The organism is Paenibacillus cisolokensis (assembly GCF_018403665.1).
In the GTDB taxonomy this organism is placed as follows: Bacteria; Bacillota; Bacilli; order Paenibacillales; family Paenibacillaceae; genus Paenibacillus_AH; species Paenibacillus_AH cisolokensis.
Genome location: NZ_BOVJ01000085.1, coordinates 1 through 17,816, shown reverse-complemented (window position 1 = coordinate 17,816; position 17,816 = coordinate 1). Strand labels below are relative to the sequence as shown.

The window sequence follows — 17,816 nt, the reverse complement described above, 5'->3', positions numbered from 1 at the left end:
CCGCACAAGGCGCGCAATCGAAATTTGGAAAACGTTTTTAAAAACAAATATTTGTACATGATGTCTTTGCCGTTCGTCGTCTGGGTATTTGTCTTTCAGTACATTCCGATCTGGGGATGGACGATGGCTTTCCAAAATTTCAAGCCGGGAAGGTCGTTTTTCGAACAGCAATGGGTCGGCTTCGACCATTTTGCAACGCTCTTCGGCGACGAGCGGTTTTATCTCGTGCTCCGCAACACGCTTGCGATGAGCTTTATGGGGCTGGTCGTCGGGTTTACGTTCCCGATCCTGTTCGCCGTCCTGCTCAACGAGCTCAAGAACGGTCTGTTCAAACGGTTTGCCCAAACGGTGTCGTACTTGCCTCACTTCGTATCCTGGGTCGTCGTGGCGGGCATCGTGACGAAGATGCTGGCCGTGGACGGAACGTTCAACCAATTGCTGCTGTCGGTCGGACTGATCGAACAGCCGGTGCAATGGATGGCCAAAGGCGAATATTTCTGGGGCATCGTGACCGCATCGGATTTATGGAAGGAGCTCGGCTGGAACTCGATTATTTATTTGGCCGCCATCTCGGGCATCGATCCGGAGCTTTACGAGGCGGCGCGGGTAGACGGGGCCGGACGCATACGGCAAATATGGCATATAACGCTTCCCGGCATCCGGACGACGGTTACGGTGCTGCTCATTATGTCGATCGGCCATCTGATCAGCATCGGCTTTGAAAAACAGTTTCTGCTCGGCAACCCGCTCGTGCAGGATTACGCGATGGTGCTCGATCTGTACGCGCTAAATTACGGTCTCGGCATGGGGCGGTATTCATTCGGCACGGCGATCGGCATGTTCAATTCCGTCGTCAGCGTCATATTGCTGTTCGCGGCCAACGGACTGTTCAAACGTCTGACGAAGGAAAGCATCATGTAAGGAGGCTCCGGCATGAGACGGAAAGGAAGCTACTTTAACGCTACGGTGTCGGACCGCATCTTCGACACGCTGAACTTCGCCCTGATGCTGATCATTACGGCGGTGACGCTGTATCCGTTTCTGAACGTGCTGGCCATTTCGCTGAACGATTCGACCGATACCGTGCGGGGCGGCATCCATATTTGGCCGAGGGCATTTACCTGGGCCAACTACGAAACGATCTTCGGCTATTCCGGATTGCTGACCGGATTGAACATTTCGGTGCTGCGCACGGTCGTCGGCACGCTGCTCGGTCTGCTCAGCGCTTCCATGCTGGCGTTCACGCTTGCCCGTCCCGATTTTCAGGGACGCCGGTTCGTATCGGTCTTCCTGGCGCTGACGATGTACGTGTCGGGAGGATTGATTCCGGTATATATTCTGATCCGCGATCTCGGCTTGATGAATTCGTTCTGGGTCTATATTTTTCCGGGACTTGTCAGCGCCTTCAACGTATTCGTCATCCGCTCGTTCATCGACGGGCTTCCTTATGCCCTGCAGGAATCGGCAAAGCTGGACGGCGCGAACGATTTTACGATCTACTGGCGCGTCATTCTGCCGCTGTGCAAGCCGGTTCTGGCGACGATTGCGCTGTTTCTGGCCGTCGGCCAATGGAACTCCTGGTTCGATACGTATTTGTACAACGGGTCGGCCGAGCATTTGACAACGCTCCAATTTGAACTGATGAAGGTGCTGCAAAGCACGACGACGGGCAACGACATGCGGGGACAGTTCAATGTGACCGAGCGGCTGCGCAACGTGTCGCCCGAGTCGGTCAAGATGGCGATTACGATCGTCGTGACGTTGCCGATTCTGGTCGTGTATCCGTTTCTGCAGCGTTATTTCGTCAAAGGGATGACGCTTGGGGCCGTCAAGGCGTAATCTCCGCGTAATCTGCGGTATAAACAGGCTTGCCTGTTATACGATATCCGGGCCGCTGCGGCGGCCGCATTACGATCTTTTGTCAACAGGAGGGGTATTCTTCATGCGAAAGAAAATGAAAACGATCACATCGCTGTTGGTATTGCTGGCGCTGTTCGGTTCGCTGCTCGCGGCTTGCGGGACGAAGGACGAAGCGGACGGCGAAACGGGCGGCGCGGCCGGCAATCCGGGCGAAGCATCGACCGAGCCGATCACCTTCACCCTGTTCAGCGCGGATTCGAGTCCGAACTGGAACCATATGCAGGATGCGGTCGGCAAGGCGATAACGGCCAAAACGGGCGTGACGCTCGACGCCGAGTTCGCGGTCGGCGATCCGAAGCAGAAGATCGCGCTGATCGCGTCGAGCGGACAGTATCCCGATCTGATCTCGCCGAAGGGTGACGGCGGTTTGCTGGTGGAAGCCGGCGCGCTGATCGATCTTCGTCCGCTGATCGAGGTGCATGCGCCGAATATCAAGAAAGTAATCGGCGAATATATGCCGCGTCTGCAGTGGAGCAAGGATGACGACTCGATCTATTTCATTCCGACCTATAATGCGGTCAACCATCAGGCCTTCGACGCGGGCGGGCCGTTTGCGCTCCAGCATCGCGTCGTCAAGGAAGCGGGCTACCCCGAAATCAAGACGGTCGAAGATTTCGAGAACGCCATCAAAAATTACTTGAAGAAGCATCCGACCGACGAAAACGGAAACCCGAACATCGGCCTGTCGCTGACTGCCGACGATTGGCGGATTATGATCTCGGTTACCAACCCGGCGTTTCAGGCGACGGGCGCGCCCGATGACGGCGAATATTACATCGACCCCGAAACGTACGAGGCGACGTTCCATTACAAGCGCCCGGAAGAACGCGAATATTTCCGCTGGCTGAACCGGATGAACGCCGAAGGCATACTCGATCCCGAAAGCTTCGTACAGAAGGACGACCAGTACAAGGCCAAAGTCGCGACCGGCCGCGTTCTTGGACTTATCGACCAGCAGTGGGGCTTCGCGGACGGCGAGAACGCCCTGAAGGCAGCCGGAAGATTCGATCAGACATACGGCCACTATCCGGTGCAGCTGACTACGGAAACGAAAGATCGTTCGTTCCAGCAGACCGGCTTCATGGCCGGCTGGGGAATCGGAATCACGACCAGCAATCCGGACCCGGTCCGCGCGATCAAGTTTCTCGATTTCCTCGCTTCCGACGAGGGGCAGGTGCTGATCAACTGGGGAATTGAAAACGAGCATTACAAAATGGAGAACGGCAAGCGCGTCATTCCGCCGGAAATCCAGGAACGCAAAAACAACGACAACGCCGCCTTTACGAAGGAAAGCGGCATCGGTCTCTATTCCAACTATACCGTCCGATACGGCGACGGCGTAAAAGATTCGACGGGCAACTATTATACGACGTCATTCCCGGAGCAGGTGATCGCCGGTTATTCGGACGTCGAGAAGGAAACGTTGGCCCGATACAACGCCAAGACATGGAAGGATCTGTATCCGAAAGAGGACGAATTCCCGGTCAAGCCGTGGGGCGCGGCATGGAATATTTCGAAGCCGCAGAACTCCGAGCTGCCGATCATCGAGCAGCAGGTGCAGGATATTGTGCGCAAGAGGATTCCGGAAGCGATATTGGCGAAACCGGACCAATTCGACCAGATCTACGACACGATGCTGGCGGAGCTGGAGAAGGTGAACAGCAGCAAGGCGGAAGAAATTATGACGCAACTGGTGAAGGACACGGTCGAGCTGTGGAGCGAATGACATCGGCGAACGGAAGCAACGGAGCCAATGAACAATCGACTGACGGGGTGAAGCTGACATGAAGTTTACCGACGGCCAATGGATGACCCGGCCGGGATTCGAGCTGGTACAGGCGATGCATCCGCACGACGTGAGAGCGGGAGAGGCGGCGCTGGACGCGTACGCTTCTCCGCGCGATTTGACGCATCGCGGCGCGCGGCTGGACCTGCCGCTGTTGACGGTTCGTTTCTCCTCGCCGATGAAAAACGTCATTCGGGTGCAGGCGTTCCGGCATAAGGGGGTGCGGGAAAGAACGCCTTCCTTCGAGCTGTTTGCGAACGGGGAGCCGCCGGTCGAGACCGGCGCGAATGAAGATGAAGCATGGCTTATCAGCGGCGAGTTGAGCGTGCGGGTGCGCAGAAGGGGTTCCTGGGCTGTCGATTTCTATGACGGAAACAGGCGGCTGACCGGCAGCCGGACGCGTTCGCTCGCCCATATCACCGGAGCCGACGGCACGACATATGTCCGCGAAGAGCTCGATCTGGGCGTCGGGGAATGCGTATACGGGCTGGGCGAACGGTTCACGCCGTTCGTGAAAACGGCCAAACGGTCGATATATGGAACCGGGACGGCGGCACAAGCACGGAGCAGGCGTACAAAACGTCCCGTTCTACTTGACGAACCGCGGCTACGGGGTTTTCGTCAACCATCCGGAGCTTGTGTCGTTCGAGGTCGGCTCGGAAAAGGTGTCCAAGGTGCAATTCAGCGTCGCGGGCGAACGGCTTGACTATTTTATAATCGGCGGCGGGTCGCCGAAAGCGGTGGTGGAAACGTACACGGCGCTTACGGGCAAGCCGGCGCTGCCGCCGGCCTGGTCGTTCGGCCTGTGGCTGACGACGTCGTTTACGACGGATTACGACGAGGCGACGGTCAATTCGTTCGTCGACGGGATGCGGGAGCGCGACGTGCCGCTGCATGTGTTCCATTTCGATTGCTTCTGGATGGAGTCGCTGCATTGGACCGATTTTCAATGGGACAGGTCGGTATTCCCGGATCCGGAAGGGATGCTCCGCCGCCTCAAGGATAAAGGGCTGAAAATATGCGTCTGGATTAATCCGTACATCGCCCAGCAATCTTGCCTGTTCGACGAAGGGATGGCCAAAGGGTACTTTGTGCGCCGCCCGAACGGAGATGTCTGGCAGTGGGACCGCTGGCAGCCCGGCATGGCGCTGGTCGACTTTACGAATCCCGAGGCATGGGAATGGTTCGCCTCGCATCTGCGCCGTCTCGTCGACATGGGCGTGGACAGCTTCAAGACCGATTTCGGCGAGCGTATCCCGACCGATGTCGTATATGACGACGGCTCCGATCCGGAGAAGATGCACAACTACTACACGTTTTTGTACAACAAATGCGTATTCGAGACGCTGGAACAGAAGCTCGGCAAAGGGGAGGCGACGCTGTTCGCGCGGTCGGCGACGGCCGGCGGGCAGCGGTTTCCCGTCCACTGGGGCGGAGACTGCTCGGCCGATTACGAATCGATGGCGGAAAGCTTGCGCGGCGGGCTGTCGCTCGGCTTGTCCGGTTTCGGCTTCTGGAGCCACGATATCGGCGGCTTCGAAAGCACGGCCCCGGCCGACCTGTACAAGCGGTGGGCGGCATTCGGCCTGCTGTCGACGCACAGCCGGCTGCACGGCAACCAATCGTACCGGGTGCCGTGGCTTTACGACCAGGAGGCGGTCGATGTGATGTCGCATTTCACGCGGCTCAAATGCTCGCTGATGCCGTATCTGTTCGATGCCGCCGCCGAAGCGGCGGAACGCGGCATTCCGGTGATGCGGGCGATGATGCTCGAATTCCCCGAAGATCCCGCGGCCGATTATCTCGACCGGCAATATATGCTCGGATCTTCACTGCTCGTCGCGCCGGTCTTCAGCGAAACGGGGGATGTGTCCTTCTATTTGCCGCAAGGCCGCTGGACGCACTTCCTGAGCGGCGAGACGGTTCGCGGCGGGACGTGGCGCAAGGAGAAGCATGACTACTTCAGCCTCCCGCTGTATGTGCGGGAAAATTCGATCATCGCGGTCGGGCCAGGCCGCGACCGTCCCGATTACGATTTTGCCGACGGCGTCGAGCTGCATATTTTCGAGCTGGCCGACGGCGGAACCGCGCGCGCGATCGTGCGCGATCTTCACGGCGCTGTGTCGCTGCGCGCAAGCGCATCACGCAGCGGCCGCGCCGTGACGGTAAGCGTCGAAGGCCCGGCCGGCAAGCGGTGGAGCGTGCTGCTGCGCGGCGTGAAGGACGTCGCTGCCGTGCGCGGCGGCACCGCGGCGGCAACGCCGCTGGGCGTGCGGCTTACACCGGATGCCGGCGCCGCCGTATTGGAGATCGGGCTGTAGCTCATCCGCACGAATAGAACCGATTTGGGTCATGGGGTTGTCAAGGTTGTCCCGGAGCAGATCAATCTGCTGCCGGGACAACCTTTTTTATATGAAAATAGTAAAATCGCAGGATGGAAACTGTTACGTATTTGTTCAAAATTTAGTAGAGTTATATAATCGGGAATGGGTCGGATTCAAGATGGAGGAGACGATAGTGGAATGTTACTCGGTTTCGGTTCATTGGCTGCATATCAGTCAGGAGGAGAACGCGGGCGATTGCCCGCCAGGTTTTTCGGGACGGTTTGGATGACGTGATCCATGTGCTGCTGTCCTTCGCGACGGCTGTCGCCGCTTCTTACGTCTCTCTCGGCATGTTGCGGCGTTCTTGCGGTACCGGCCCGATATTCCGTCCGAAGATACGACTGTCGATTTGCGCCCTGTCCATGGGCTTCGGATTATGGGTAATCCACGTTCTGGAAATGGCAAGCGGTTCGAACGAGCAGACGGCGTTCCGATGGGATGCGGCCATCGCCCTCCTGCTCGTGGCCATCGCGGCATCAGCCGTTTCCTTTGCGCTGCTGCAGGGCGGCGGCGCGGGTCATGCCGCGCTGGCCGGACTGGCGCTCGGCTGCGGCTGCGCGTTTATGCATGCGCTGGACAGCGCCGTATCGCCGCATGCGGCGGCTGCGGCCTATCATCCCTGGACGGTTGCGTCGTCGGGGGCCGCAGCGATTTTGCTTGCTTGCGCGGGACTGCTTGGCGTATGGGCAGACCGAAGCGCCGGCCATGCCGGCGGCTTCCGGTTATGGCATTCGGCCGCCTGGCTCGGCGCGGCTTTGTCCGCCATGCATTACGCCGCGGAATTGGCGGCCAGGCTGGCGTCCGGTCAGGCGGCAACCGGAGCGTTTCCGCCAATATCCGAAGACGAAGCCGGTGTGCGGCTGCTTGCCCGGACCGGCGCGCTGCTGTTCCTCATGCTTGGGCTGCTGCTAGCCGGAACGCTGCTCGGCCGCAGATCCGACCGGTTGCGGACGGAACAATCGGCGATGGAGCGGGAAAGTCTGTTCATGCATCTGCCGGATATTTTATTTTCGCTGGACGGGCAAGGAAAACTGGTCGATATCAATATCGCCGGCGAGCGCATGACCGGTTACGGCAAAAGCGAGCTGGCCGGCCGTGATTTCCGCCATCTGCTGCCGCCGGAAGAATGGCCGCTTTACGAGTGGTACGAAAAACGGATGCTGCTCGGTTTGAAGGTCAACTTCGATATGCCACTGGTCGGCAAGGACGGGCGCAAAGGTCATTTCAACCTGACCGCCATTCCCGTCCAGGCCGGAAACCGCCGGTTCGGCTGCTACATGATCGCGAAAGACACCGGTCCGGACAGGCAGAAGGAGGAGCAGCGCCGCAAGGCGGAAAAGCTTGCGGTGATCGCCAATCTGGCGGCAGGGATCGCGCATGAAATCCGCAACCCGCTGACGACGGTCAAAGGGATCGTGCAATATATGCTCAACGGTCCGTCCAAGCCGTATCTTTATACGACGATGCTGTCGGAAATTCGCCAGATCGAAGGCATCGTGACCGACTTTCTGATGCTGGCCTCCCAATCGTCCGCTGACAAGAGAAAGCTGGATTTCGAACGGCTCGTCAGAGAAGCGGTGGAGAACTGGACCGACGAGGTCAAACCGGGATATGTTCCCGTCGTGACGAAGACAGTCGAGGAACAGGTATGGATCGAGGCCGATAAGACCCGCATGCTGCGGGTGATCCGCCATCTTCTGCAGGAAGCGCATGAGCATCAGGAAGCCGAGGAGCCGATTGCCGCGAGGCTGATCCGGATCGACGACCAGACGGTCGAGCTGGCCATTTCGTTTTCAGGCGAGGCGGACGCGGAGGAGCGGTTCCGTCAAATGGGAGAGATGTATTACAATACGAAGGCAAAAGGAACCGGTTATCCGCTCATGATCGCCTATCCCGTCATTTTCGAGCACGGAGGCGAGCTGGAAGCGCTGAGCGCGGACGGCAGGACGATTCTCCGCATGCTGCTGCCCGCCTGGTGGACGGAGAGAGAACCGGCGGAGACGGATGTGGAGGCCCTTGTTGCCGCCGCCCGTTCCGGCGAATAAGCGGTCGGCGCGGGCGCGGATCAGCGGGAGCGGTTGCGCTGCCTCCATGCTTTCCGGTATTGGAGCGGCGTGCAGTGAACGATTTTTGAATACGTGTTGAAAATGGGACAAATTCCCGAAGCCTGCCGCCTCCGCGATTTCCGACACTTTGCGGTCGGTCGTGCGAAGCAGCTCCTGCGCGCGTTGGATGCGGACAAGCTGAACGAATTCGGAAAACTGGAAGCCCGTCGTCCGCTTGAAGAGACGGCTCAGGTGGGACGGGCTGAAATAGTAGGCGGCGGCCAGCGCGCCGAGTTGAAGCGGCTCCGAATAATGCCGGAGAATATGGTCGACGATCGGCTGCAGCCTTCCGTTCGGCTCTTCGCCGCTTTCGGCGTTCCCGGCGCCGTCTCTCATCATCCGGCCGGCCGCAAGCAGCAGCCGGCACAGCATCGCATGCAGCATGGCGTCCCTGTCCGGCCCGGAGCCGTTGTATTCGTCGACCATGCGCAGCAATAGCGGTTCGAGCGACGCCCGGTCGTTGCCGAGACGAAGCAGCGGATACGGCATGCGGAACGGCTCCAGGTAGAGCGGCAGCGAATCGAACGGCACGTACAGATACGAACCGGGGAACTGGATCAGAATCCGGTCGTGGCGGGGCTGGCGGCTGTCCAGCGTGCGGTGGATGACGTTCGGCGGCACGAACACGAGCGTGCCCGGCTCCACGGTATACGTTTTGTCCCCGATGAAATAACGTCTTTCGCCGTCCACCAGATAATAGATTTCATACGGATCGTGAAGCTCGTTCGGCATTTCGTACGGAAAAATGCGTTCGCGTCGTTCGACGAACAGCGTCTTACGGGACATGTGCACCCCTCCTGAAAACCGGCGCGACCTTGTTTTCACCTGTCCTCGCGTTGTCCGGCATATGGTCCGATACAGGCATAATAACACATTTTTTGAGCGAAAAGAGCATGAATACGGTTAGAAATTGAAATCATTTTCCTATATCCTTGTAACAGAAGCAAGCGCTTACGCGGACAGCGCGCGAGCTTGCAGTTGACGGGGAGGGAGCAAGCGGAATGAAGAAACATACGTATGCGCTGGTCGGATGCGGCAGCCGCGCCGAAATGTTCTACGGGGCGTTGGCCCGGGATTTTCGCGAGACAAGCGAGCTCAAGGCGTTCTGCGACATCAACCGGACGCGAATGGCGCTGGCCAACCGTTATTTGCGGGAAAAATACGATCATCCGGAAGTGCCGGTTTACGGCGCCGAACAATTTGACGAGATGATTCGCCAGGAGCGTCCCGATACGGTTATCGTCACGACGATCGACCGTCTCCATCATCATTACATTATCCGGGCGATGGAGCTTGGCTGCGACGTCATTACGGAGAAGCCGATGACCGTGGACGACGAGAAGTGCCGCGCCATTATGGAAGCGGTCGAGCGCACCGGACGCAAGCTGCGGGTGACGTTCAACTACCGTTACGCGGCGCATCATTCCAAAGTGAAGGAACTGCTGATGAAGGGCACGATCGGCGAGGTGTACTCGATCCATTTTGAATGGCTGCTCAATACGCGCCACGGCGCCGACTATTTCCGCCGCTGGCATCGCGACAAGCGGAACAGCGGAGGACTGCTCGTGCACAAATCGACGCATCATTTCGACCTGGTCAATTTCTGGCTGGAATCGGAGCCGGAGACGGTCTTCGCGTTCGGAGATTTGCGTTTTTACGGGCGCGAAAATGCGGAACGGCGTGGCGTGACGATGTTTTATCAACGGGCGTACGGCAGCGAGGCGGCGAGGAACGATCCGTTCGCCCTGCATCTGGAAGACAACGAGCAGCTGAAGGCGATGTATCTTGACGCGGAGCATGAGGACGGCTACCATCGCGATCAGAGCGTGTTCGGCGACGGCATCAGCATCGAGGATACGATGGGGGTCACCGTCCGCTACCGGAACAAGGCGATCTTGACGTATTCGCTCAACGCCTACATGCCGTGGGAAGGATTTAATGTCGCGTTCAACGGCAGCAAGGGACGGATCGAAATGAAGGTAGTCGAGCAGTCGTATGTCAACGGCGGAGGGGACAAGGCGCTGGAAGGGGCCGTCGTCGGCGAGCATATTCTCGTCTTTCCGATGTTCGGCGAACCGTACCGGGTGGAGATCGAAAGAAAACAAGGAGGACACGGAGGCGGCGATCCGATCCTGCTGAACGATCTGTTCGGCGTGCCGGAGGACGATCCGCTGCGACGGGCCGCCACGCACCGGGACGGAGCGATGTCGATCCTGACCGGCATTGCGGCGAATCATTCGATCCGCACGGGGCAGCCGGTAAAGGTGGACAGCCTGCTTCGGTAGCGGCCCGATCGTAGAGGGCGAATCGTAAAACCGAATTGCAGAGACCCGATCGAAGAGGCCGAATCGCGCTGTACGCCGCCGTCCGTCATTCGCCGCGGGGCACTCCGGGCGAGGACCGGATGAAAGAATAAGGTGGCAATCCCTTGCGATGCAAGGGATTTTTGTTTATCGTTAAAGAAAAAAGAAACCGGCTGTTTCATTTTGATGAAAGCTGCGGTACACGAACGGAGCGTATATGTAACATGGAGACCAAAACATGCGCTGTCTGCGGAAGCGCCAAGCCGATTGGAGCTTTTCCGAAGCGCGCGGGCAAGGCGGCGCGCCGAGGCACTTGCCGGGCCTGTCAGCGCCGGCGCAGGAAGAAGGGGGCGAGCGGCCCGGTGGGCCCGCTTGCGCCTTATGAGCCCGGTCCGGAAGTCGAACCCGCGTCGCCGGGCGCCGGAGCGGTTCCCGTCCTTCCGCCCGGCGACGGCGCGGGGACGGGTGCCGGGTTGAAAGGGGAGACCGTCCCGCTTCCCGCCGGGCCGGCGAAGCGCAAGCGGAAGCGCCGGCGACGCCGCGGCAGCGCCGGAACGCAGGATGCGCTGTCCGGCATCGGCACGGAAGCGCCGGCGACGCTAGCGAAGACGGAAACTGAAGGAAGTCCGGAGACGCCGGCTTCCGGACAGCTACTCCCGCCGCAGGACGGGGAAGCGGATTCCGCCGGACCGGCGAAGCGCAAGCGGAAACGGCGGCGGAGAGGGCGCAAAGGAAGAGCGGCCGACGGGATGACGGCGGCGGGAAGCGGTGGTGACGATCGTTCGGCCATCCATACCGGGCGGCCTCCGTTCAAGCGGATCGTGCCGTTTCGCGGCCCATTCTCTTTCGACGTGGGGCTGCTGAACGACAAAGGAACGGGCATGATCCGCCTGCGCGGCCGGCGCGAAACGGGAAAACGCTGGCAGACCGAAATCGAGACGGAAGTCGCGATCCGCATGGTGCGCGAAGGAGCGGCCGGCATTGTCCATCCGCGACTTATTCATAAGCTGTACACGAAAAGCGATTTCCGGCTGCTTATTTTGCAGCGGGACGGCTATACTTGCCGGTATTGCGGACGCTACGGCGATACGATCGATCATGTGCTGCCCAAGTCGAAGGGCGGGCTGTCGACGCCGCAGAACTGCGTCTGCGCCTGCTCGGCTTGCAATCTGAAGAAGGCGGACCACCTCGACTTCGCATACGACGACGAGGAGTGACGGCCGGTCCGCGCCGGACGGCGACAATCAGCATCTGACCGAACGGATGCTGATTTTGTGCATTTAGAGGCGTCTCCCGCCGGCGTACGCATATTTTTCGTTCCGTTTATCAGTTCGAAACAACTTTTCTTTACGATGATAGTCAAACGCGGAATCGAGCCAATACTAGAAACAATTCGGCCTTTTAGTCTGGAAGGGGAAGAACATGGCGAACGAAGATAAAAGGATACTCGTCGTCGACGACGAGGCGAGCATCGCCGGGGCGATTTCCTACGGCTTCCGCCGGGAAGGGTACCGGGTAGATACCGCCTTTGACGGAGAGGAAGCGCTGGCCAAGGCGGCGTCGTTCCGGCCGCATCTCCTCGTGCTCGATGTCATGATGCCGAAGCTGAACGGGTTCGACGTGTGCCGCAGGCTGGAAAATAGGGAAGAGACCGGCATCATTTTTTTGACGGTGAAAAACGATATTGTCGACAAGGTGCTCGGCCTGGAGCTGGGAGCGGACGACTACATGACCAAGCCGTTCGATATCCGCGAGCTGATCGCCCGCGCCAAGGCGCTGCTGCGGCGGCTGGAAAGCCAGGGCAGGGAGAAGGAGACGAAGGCGGTGGAGATCGGCGAGCTGTCGCTCAGCGCGGATAACCGCACCGTCAAGCTGAACGGCAAATCGCTGGAGCTGACGCCCAAAGAATTCGATCTGCTCGCGCTGCTGCTTACGCGCCCGAACAGGGTGTATACCCGGGAAGACCTGCTGGATCTGGTGTGGGGGATGGAATATGTCGGCGGCGCCCGCACGGTCGACATTCATATTCAGCGGCTGCGCAAAAAACTTGGGGAGCCCTATCAGGCGCTGCTGCAAACCGTATACGGCATCGGCTACAAGGGGCTCGGAGAGCTGCCGTGAGACTCGGCATCCGCTGGAAATTCAGCACCTTCATGGCCGGCTTGCTGGCCGCCACGGTCGTGCTGCTCAGCTGGCTCGTGCTGAACGGAATCGAGCGCAATCAGCGGGCCCGAATGGAGGCGAGCCTTGGCCAGAAAAGCGAGATCGCCAATCTGTACATCCGCCAGTCCTATCTGTCCGAGCCGCTCGCTTCCCCGGATTCGTTCCTGAAAGGCCGCGGTCCGAGTCTCGCCGCCGAGCTGACCCCGCTTGTGGCGACGGGCGTGGCGCTCTATGACATGGGGGGCAACGAGATCGGAAGCACGCTGGCTTCCGGGAGCCGGGACGTCCGGGACACGCTGGATTATGTGCGTCAAGGCTACGACGCCTATCAGACGACCGGCAATCTGGTGCTTTATTTTGCGCCGCTGCGGATTTCTGGCAAACAGATCGGCATGATCGGGCTCTCCTATTCGCTCGACAAGGATCGCGAGTTTCTGGCGTCGATGCAAAGCCTGTTCCTCCGGATCGGCGTCGTCGTCGTCGCCGCAAGCGCGCTGATCGGCTTCCTGTACTTCAGCCGGTTCGCCGCCGCGCTTCACCGGCTGCGCAAGGCGGCGGACCAGATTCGGGTCGGCCAATATCTCGACGAGCAGCCGGTGAAGAGCCGGGACGAGCTCGGCGATCTCGGCGAGAGCGTCCTGTACATGAGCCGCGAGATTGAAAGGAACTTCGGCCGCCAGAAACGGTTTATCGGCAGCGTCAGCCATGAATTCAAGACGCCGCTCACGTCGATCCGGGCCTATGCCGATCTGCTCGAAATGTACGGCGACGATCCCGCCCTGCTGCGGGAAGCCGCCGGCAATATCGCCAAGGAAACCGACCGGCTGCACGATATGGTGGAGAAAGTGCTGCGGATGTCGGCGCTCGAGCATTACGAGTTCGATTCCAATGCGAAACCGCTTGAGGTCCAGGAAGCGCTGGCGGACATGTGCGCCCGCATGCAAGGACTTGCCGCGCGTTCCGGCATCGCGATCCATACCGATCTCGAGCCGGTCGTCATTTGGGCGGACAGCGAGCTCTTCGAGCATATCTTCATGAATTTGCTCAACAACGCCGTCAAGTACAATACCGAGGGCGGACATGTATATGTCCGCTGCCGGGAAAAGGACGGGCAGGTAAATATTTCGGTTCGCGACACGGGCATCGGCATTCCGGAAGAAGCGAAGGACCGTCTGTTCGAGCCGTTCTATACGGTGAGCAAAAGCCGTTCCCGTCTGTCCGGAGGGACCGGACTCGGGTTGTCGGTCGCCAAGCAGATGGCCGAAATTCAAGGAGGATCGGTCAAGCTTGCGGCTACGGGGCCGGAAGGAAGCGAATTTGTGCTGACGTTTCCGTCCTATCGCGGCGGCCGGCAGGAAGCGGACAGAAAGGGAACGTCAACCTGAGAGATATGCCGGGAACGGCATCTGAACAACGAAGGAGGGGTCATCATGAAAGGGGCTTGGCGAAAGGCGGCGGTCGCGGTTTGTACCGCAATGCTGGCCGCTTCCGTATTGTCCGGTTGCAATGCGTCGAAGTCCGTGATCGAGAAGCCGGACAAGACGATAACGGTCATTGACAAGCGCGAAAAAACCGGCGAAGAGCTGCAAACCGGCGAAATCGAAGTGAGCCATATCGAAACGCTGGAAGGCGCGCGGGGCATGGACTGGCTTGGCGAAGACCGGCTCATTATCGACAGGGAGAACCGCAATTTCGAGCCGCAGTCGGTCGAAGGGGAGCTTCGCTACGTCCGCAATCTGTATATCAAAAATATGTCGGGCGAGACGCCGATTCTCGAAGAGAAGCGCAACCAGGGCTTTGCGGAAGTGTCGCCGGACGGCAAATATTTGTTCTTCAAGCGGTACGTGGAAGCGACGTCGACCGGCGTCATTATGAACCTGGAGACGAAGGAAGCGGCGAAGCTCGGGGACGATATCATACCGATAAGCGAGGGACGCTGGACGCCGGAAGGCCGGCTTATTTTCCCGATATGCGGGGAACGATCTATCTGGCCGATCCTGACGGCAAGCTGACGAGATTGTTCAAGGCCGAAACGTACGTTTTGAGCCATGTGGTCAAGCAGGGAAGTGTCGTCTATTACATCATGGGCGACAATTCCGACCTTTACGCGTACGATGTGGAGACGCGGGAAGAGAAGAAGCTGGTAAACGGCGCCTTCAGAATCGAGCCTTCGCCGGACGGCAAACATCTTGCGCTCGTGCTGAAGGCCGATCAGTCGGATACAGAGAAGTCGCTGGTCGTGGCGGATCCTCAAGGCAATACGACGAAAGTCGTCGCGACCGGCACGGAAATTTACGGCACCGCCTGGTCGCCGGACGGCAACAGTCTGGCGTACAATCTGGTCTCGGAGCGGGAAGGCGGCTTGAAAGGCCTGTTCGTCGCCGATATGACGACCGGCAAAACGACGCAGATCGCCGTCGATTTGCAATACGCGACCGACAAGCTGCGCTGGAGTCCCTCCGGGAAAAGCTGATGTCCTCGACGTTCGTCCCCGGCGAGAACGGCTATACGTTCAGGACATATATTATTTCTTTCAAATGAACGATCGCGACCGTAACGTTCGGCCGCCGGTGAGGCGGTTCGAACGTTTTTAATTTGCCATTAGAGGAAATTCGCGTTTCCGGGCGAATAGTTGTTTAGGCATACATTTACAGCGAGAAATAGACGACCCGTGCGGAGAAGGGAGCAGAATCGATGAAAATTCGGACGATCGAACGGTTTAAAGTGCCGCCCCGCTGGTTGTTTCTGAAAATAACGACGGACGACGGCATCGAAGGCTGGGGCGAGCCGATTGTGGAAGGCCGGGCCGATACGGTGGCCGCCGCAGTGGAGGAGCTTGGCGATTATTTGATCGGCCGGGATGCCGGTCATATCGAGGATCTGTGGCAAGTGATGTACCGTGGAGGCTTTTATCGCGGGGGGCCGGTGCTGACGAGCGCGATGTCCGGCATCGAGCAGGCGCTGTGGGACATTAAGGGCAAAGCGCTCGGCGTACCGGTTTATGAGCTGCTCGGAGGTCCGGTCCGCGACCGGATGCGGGTGTACGCCTGGATCGGCGGCGATCGTCCGGAAGATGTCGGGCGAGCGGCGGCGGCTCAGGTGGCGGCGGGCTACACCGCTTTGAAAATGAACGGAACGGCCGACATGGAATGGATCGATTCCAATACGAAGATCGATCAGGCGGTGCAAAATATCGCGGCGGTTCGCGAAGCGGTCGGCTACGGCATCGGCATCGGCGTCGATTTTCACGGCCGGGTACATAAAGGAATGGCGAAGGCGCTGGTGAAAGAGCTGGAGCCGTTCAAGCCGATGTTCGTCGAAGAGCCGGTGCTGCCGGAGAACAACGAAGCGCTGCGCGAGCTTGCCCGCATGTCGGCGATTCCGATCGCCACAGGCGAGCGGATGTATACGCGCTGGGGCTTCAAGCAGCTGCTGCAGGAAGGATGGGCCGACATTATCCAGCCCGACTTAAGCCATGCCGGCGGCATTCTGGAAGTGCGGAAGATAGCCGCGATGGCGGAAGCGTACGACGTGGCGGTTGCGCCCCATTGTCCGCTCGGCCCGATCGCGCTGGCGGCTTCGCTGCAGCTCGATTTTTGCACGCCGAATGCGTTCATCCAGGAGCAAAGCCTGGGCATTCATTATAACGAAGGCTCGGACCTGCTCGATTATTTGGCCGATCCGGGCGTGTTCGAATACAAGGACGGGTATGTCGAACGGCTGACGCAGCCGGGGCTCGGGATCCATGTCAACGAGGCGAAAGTAAGGGAGATGGCCGCTGTCGGCCATCGCTGGCGCAATCCGGTATGGCGAAATGCGGACGGTTCGGTGGCGGAATGGTAATCCGAAGGGAGCGGTCGACATGGAAAAATGGGAACTGTTGACGGACGTAAGAGCGACGCTGGGCGAAGGCCCGGTATGGGACGAGGAACGCGGCGCCATCGTTTGGGTCGATATTTTGGAGAAGCGCATATGGGAATATCGCCCCGCCGATGCCGATTTGACCTCGTATCAGCTCGATCAATACGTCGGAGCGGCGGCGCTGACCGAATCGGGCGGTCTGCTGCTCGCGATGCGTCACGGCTTCTATGCGATGGACCGGGATACGGAAAAGCTGCGGGCGCTTGGCGATCCGGAAGCCGATCGGCCGGCCAACCGGTTCAATGACGGCAAGTGCGGCCCGGACGGGCGGTTTTGGGCGGGGACGATGTCGATGGGGGACAAGCCAGGACAAGGAGCGCTGTACCGGCTGGAGGAAGCAGGGCGGATCAGCCGGCTTGTTGAAGGCGTTTCCACGTCGAACGGGCTGGATTGGAGTCTGGACGGTCGGACGTTCTATTACATCGATACGCCGACGCGCGAGGTAGCGGCATTCGATTACGACCGGGAGACCGGCCGAATCGAACGCCGGCGGACCGCGATTCGGGTGCCGGAGGAGGACGGTTATCCGGACGGGATGACGCTTGATGCGGAAGGGAAGCTGTGGATCGCCCATTGGGGCGGATCGCAGGTGACGCGCTGGGATCCGGAGACCGGGCGGAAGCTGGACGCGCTCGCGCTTCCGGTGCCGCTGGTGACGTCCTGCGCCTTCGGAGGCGAACACTACGACGAGTTGTACGTCACGAGCGCGCGCGTCGGCCTTTCGACCGAGACGCTGGAGCAGCATCCGCTGTCCGGCGGCTTGTTCCGGTTCCGCCCGGGCGTGAAGGGGCGCTCCCCTTTCCGCTGCCGGGATTTGTAACGGCAATCGGATCGGTGTTTTTTAAACCGTGAAACTCGATAGCTGCTTGTGTGGCGCACATGTTTCCTTGCTTCGCGTCACGTTAAACGTTGCAATCCGGAGAAGCTCCGGTTTCGCTTGATCGGTCGGTATGGGATATGCGATCGAAAGGGCGAAGCCGGAGCTTTTTTAATAAGACCGCCCGTCGGTGCGACCTCGACTTCCGTCAATTCGTCACCCGCCCGTCGGTGCGACCTCGACTTCCGTCAAATCGTCGCCCGTCCATCGGTGCGCCTCGACTTCCGTCAAATCGTCGCCCATCCGTCGGTGCGCCTCGACTTCCCCCGTATCCGGCAGATTGGCTTTGGCAAAAATTCTGCAAAAGTACAGGAATTTTGGCCCAAATAGAGGACTATGGCGTAAAATTATGCAAAA

Annotated in this window: 13 protein-coding genes and 2 pseudogenes; 13 read left to right on the top strand and 2 right to left on the bottom strand. The window is 59.4% G+C overall.

Annotated elements, in window-relative coordinates; all coding sequences use genetic code 11:
• Positions 1-24: 24 nt before the first annotated feature.
• The 5 genes and pseudogenes from PACILC2_RS12635 to PACILC2_RS28690 all read left to right on the top strand — a co-directional run.
• A complete protein-coding gene (locus PACILC2_RS12635; RefSeq protein WP_213529048.1) occupies positions 25-921 on the top strand; it encodes an ABC transporter permease in 897 nt (298 codons plus the stop codon).
• Positions 922-933: 12 nt separating this feature from the next.
• A complete protein-coding gene (locus PACILC2_RS12630) occupies positions 934-1,839 on the top strand; it encodes a carbohydrate ABC transporter permease (protein WP_213529045.1) in 906 nt (301 codons plus the stop codon).
• A 103-nt stretch (positions 1,840-1,942) separates the two neighbouring features.
• Positions 1,943-3,646: an ABC transporter substrate-binding protein gene (locus PACILC2_RS12625; protein WP_213529044.1), complete on the top strand. Its 1,704-nt coding sequence runs from the start codon at positions 1,943-1,945 to the stop codon at positions 3,644-3,646.
• A gap of 58 nt (positions 3,647-3,704) precedes the next feature.
• A pseudogene (gene yicI, locus PACILC2_RS12620) lies at positions 3,705-6,027 on the top strand (alpha-xylosidase).
• Between the two features lie 353 nt (positions 6,028-6,380).
• A pseudogene (locus tag PACILC2_RS28690) lies at positions 6,381-7,604 on the top strand (PAS domain S-box protein); the annotation flags it as partial.
• A gap of 279 nt (positions 7,605-7,883) precedes the next feature.
• Here the strand turns inward: PACILC2_RS28690 and PACILC2_RS12610 are convergent.
• Positions 7,884-8,981, bottom strand: a complete 1,098-nt coding sequence (locus PACILC2_RS12610; RefSeq protein WP_213529043.1) for an AraC family transcriptional regulator — start codon at positions 8,979-8,981, stop codon at positions 7,884-7,886.
• A gap of 215 nt (positions 8,982-9,196) precedes the next feature.
• On the opposite strand from PACILC2_RS12610, the gene PACILC2_RS12605 reads away from it, so the two are divergent.
• The 8 genes from PACILC2_RS12605 (at position 9,197) to PACILC2_RS12570 (ending at position 17,402) form a co-directional block, all read left to right on the top strand.
• Positions 9,197-10,480: a Gfo/Idh/MocA family oxidoreductase gene (locus PACILC2_RS12605; RefSeq protein WP_213529042.1), complete on the top strand. Its 1,284-nt coding sequence runs from the start codon at positions 9,197-9,199 to the stop codon at positions 10,478-10,480.
• Between the two features lie 380 nt (positions 10,481-10,860).
• Positions 10,861-11,715 carry an HNH endonuclease gene (locus PACILC2_RS26880; protein ID WP_244863474.1) on the top strand — a complete coding sequence of 285 codons (855 nt, stop codon included), beginning with the start codon at positions 10,861-10,863 and terminating at the stop codon, positions 11,713-11,715.
• Between the two features lie 205 nt (positions 11,716-11,920).
• Positions 11,921-12,619: a response regulator transcription factor gene (locus PACILC2_RS12595; protein ID WP_213529041.1), complete on the top strand. Its 699-nt coding sequence runs from the start codon at positions 11,921-11,923 to the stop codon at positions 12,617-12,619.
• Positions 12,616-14,046 carry a sensor histidine kinase gene (locus PACILC2_RS12590; protein ID WP_244863473.1) on the top strand — a complete coding sequence of 477 codons (1,431 nt, stop codon included), beginning with the start codon at positions 12,616-12,618 and terminating at the stop codon, positions 14,044-14,046. The genes PACILC2_RS12595 and PACILC2_RS12590 overlap by 4 nt, the downstream gene beginning before the upstream one ends.
• 45 nt (positions 14,047-14,091) lie before the next feature.
• Positions 14,092-14,673 (top strand): TolB family protein, encoded by a 582-nt coding sequence (locus PACILC2_RS12585; protein WP_213529040.1) that lies wholly within the window; start codon positions 14,092-14,094, stop codon positions 14,671-14,673.
• Positions 14,631-15,134 (top strand): TolB family protein, encoded by a 504-nt coding sequence (locus PACILC2_RS12580; protein ID WP_213529039.1) that lies wholly within the window; start codon positions 14,631-14,633, stop codon positions 15,132-15,134. The genes PACILC2_RS12585 and PACILC2_RS12580 overlap by 43 nt, the downstream gene beginning before the upstream one ends.
• 221 nt (positions 15,135-15,355) lie before the next feature.
• Positions 15,356-16,504 (top strand): galactonate dehydratase, encoded by a 1,149-nt coding sequence (gene dgoD / locus PACILC2_RS12575; RefSeq protein ID WP_213529038.1) that lies wholly within the window; start codon positions 15,356-15,358, stop codon positions 16,502-16,504.
• 19 nt (positions 16,505-16,523) lie between these two features.
• Positions 16,524-17,402: an SMP-30/gluconolactonase/LRE family protein gene (locus tag PACILC2_RS12570; protein WP_213529037.1), complete on the top strand. Its 879-nt coding sequence runs from the start codon at positions 16,524-16,526 to the stop codon at positions 17,400-17,402.
• Positions 17,403-17,615: 213 nt separating this feature from the next.
• On the opposite strand, the gene PACILC2_RS12565 is transcribed toward PACILC2_RS12570, so the two are convergent.
• Positions 17,616-17,816, bottom strand: a 201-nt coding sequence (locus PACILC2_RS12565; RefSeq protein WP_213529036.1) for a hypothetical protein, incomplete at its 5' end; no start/stop codon positions are given.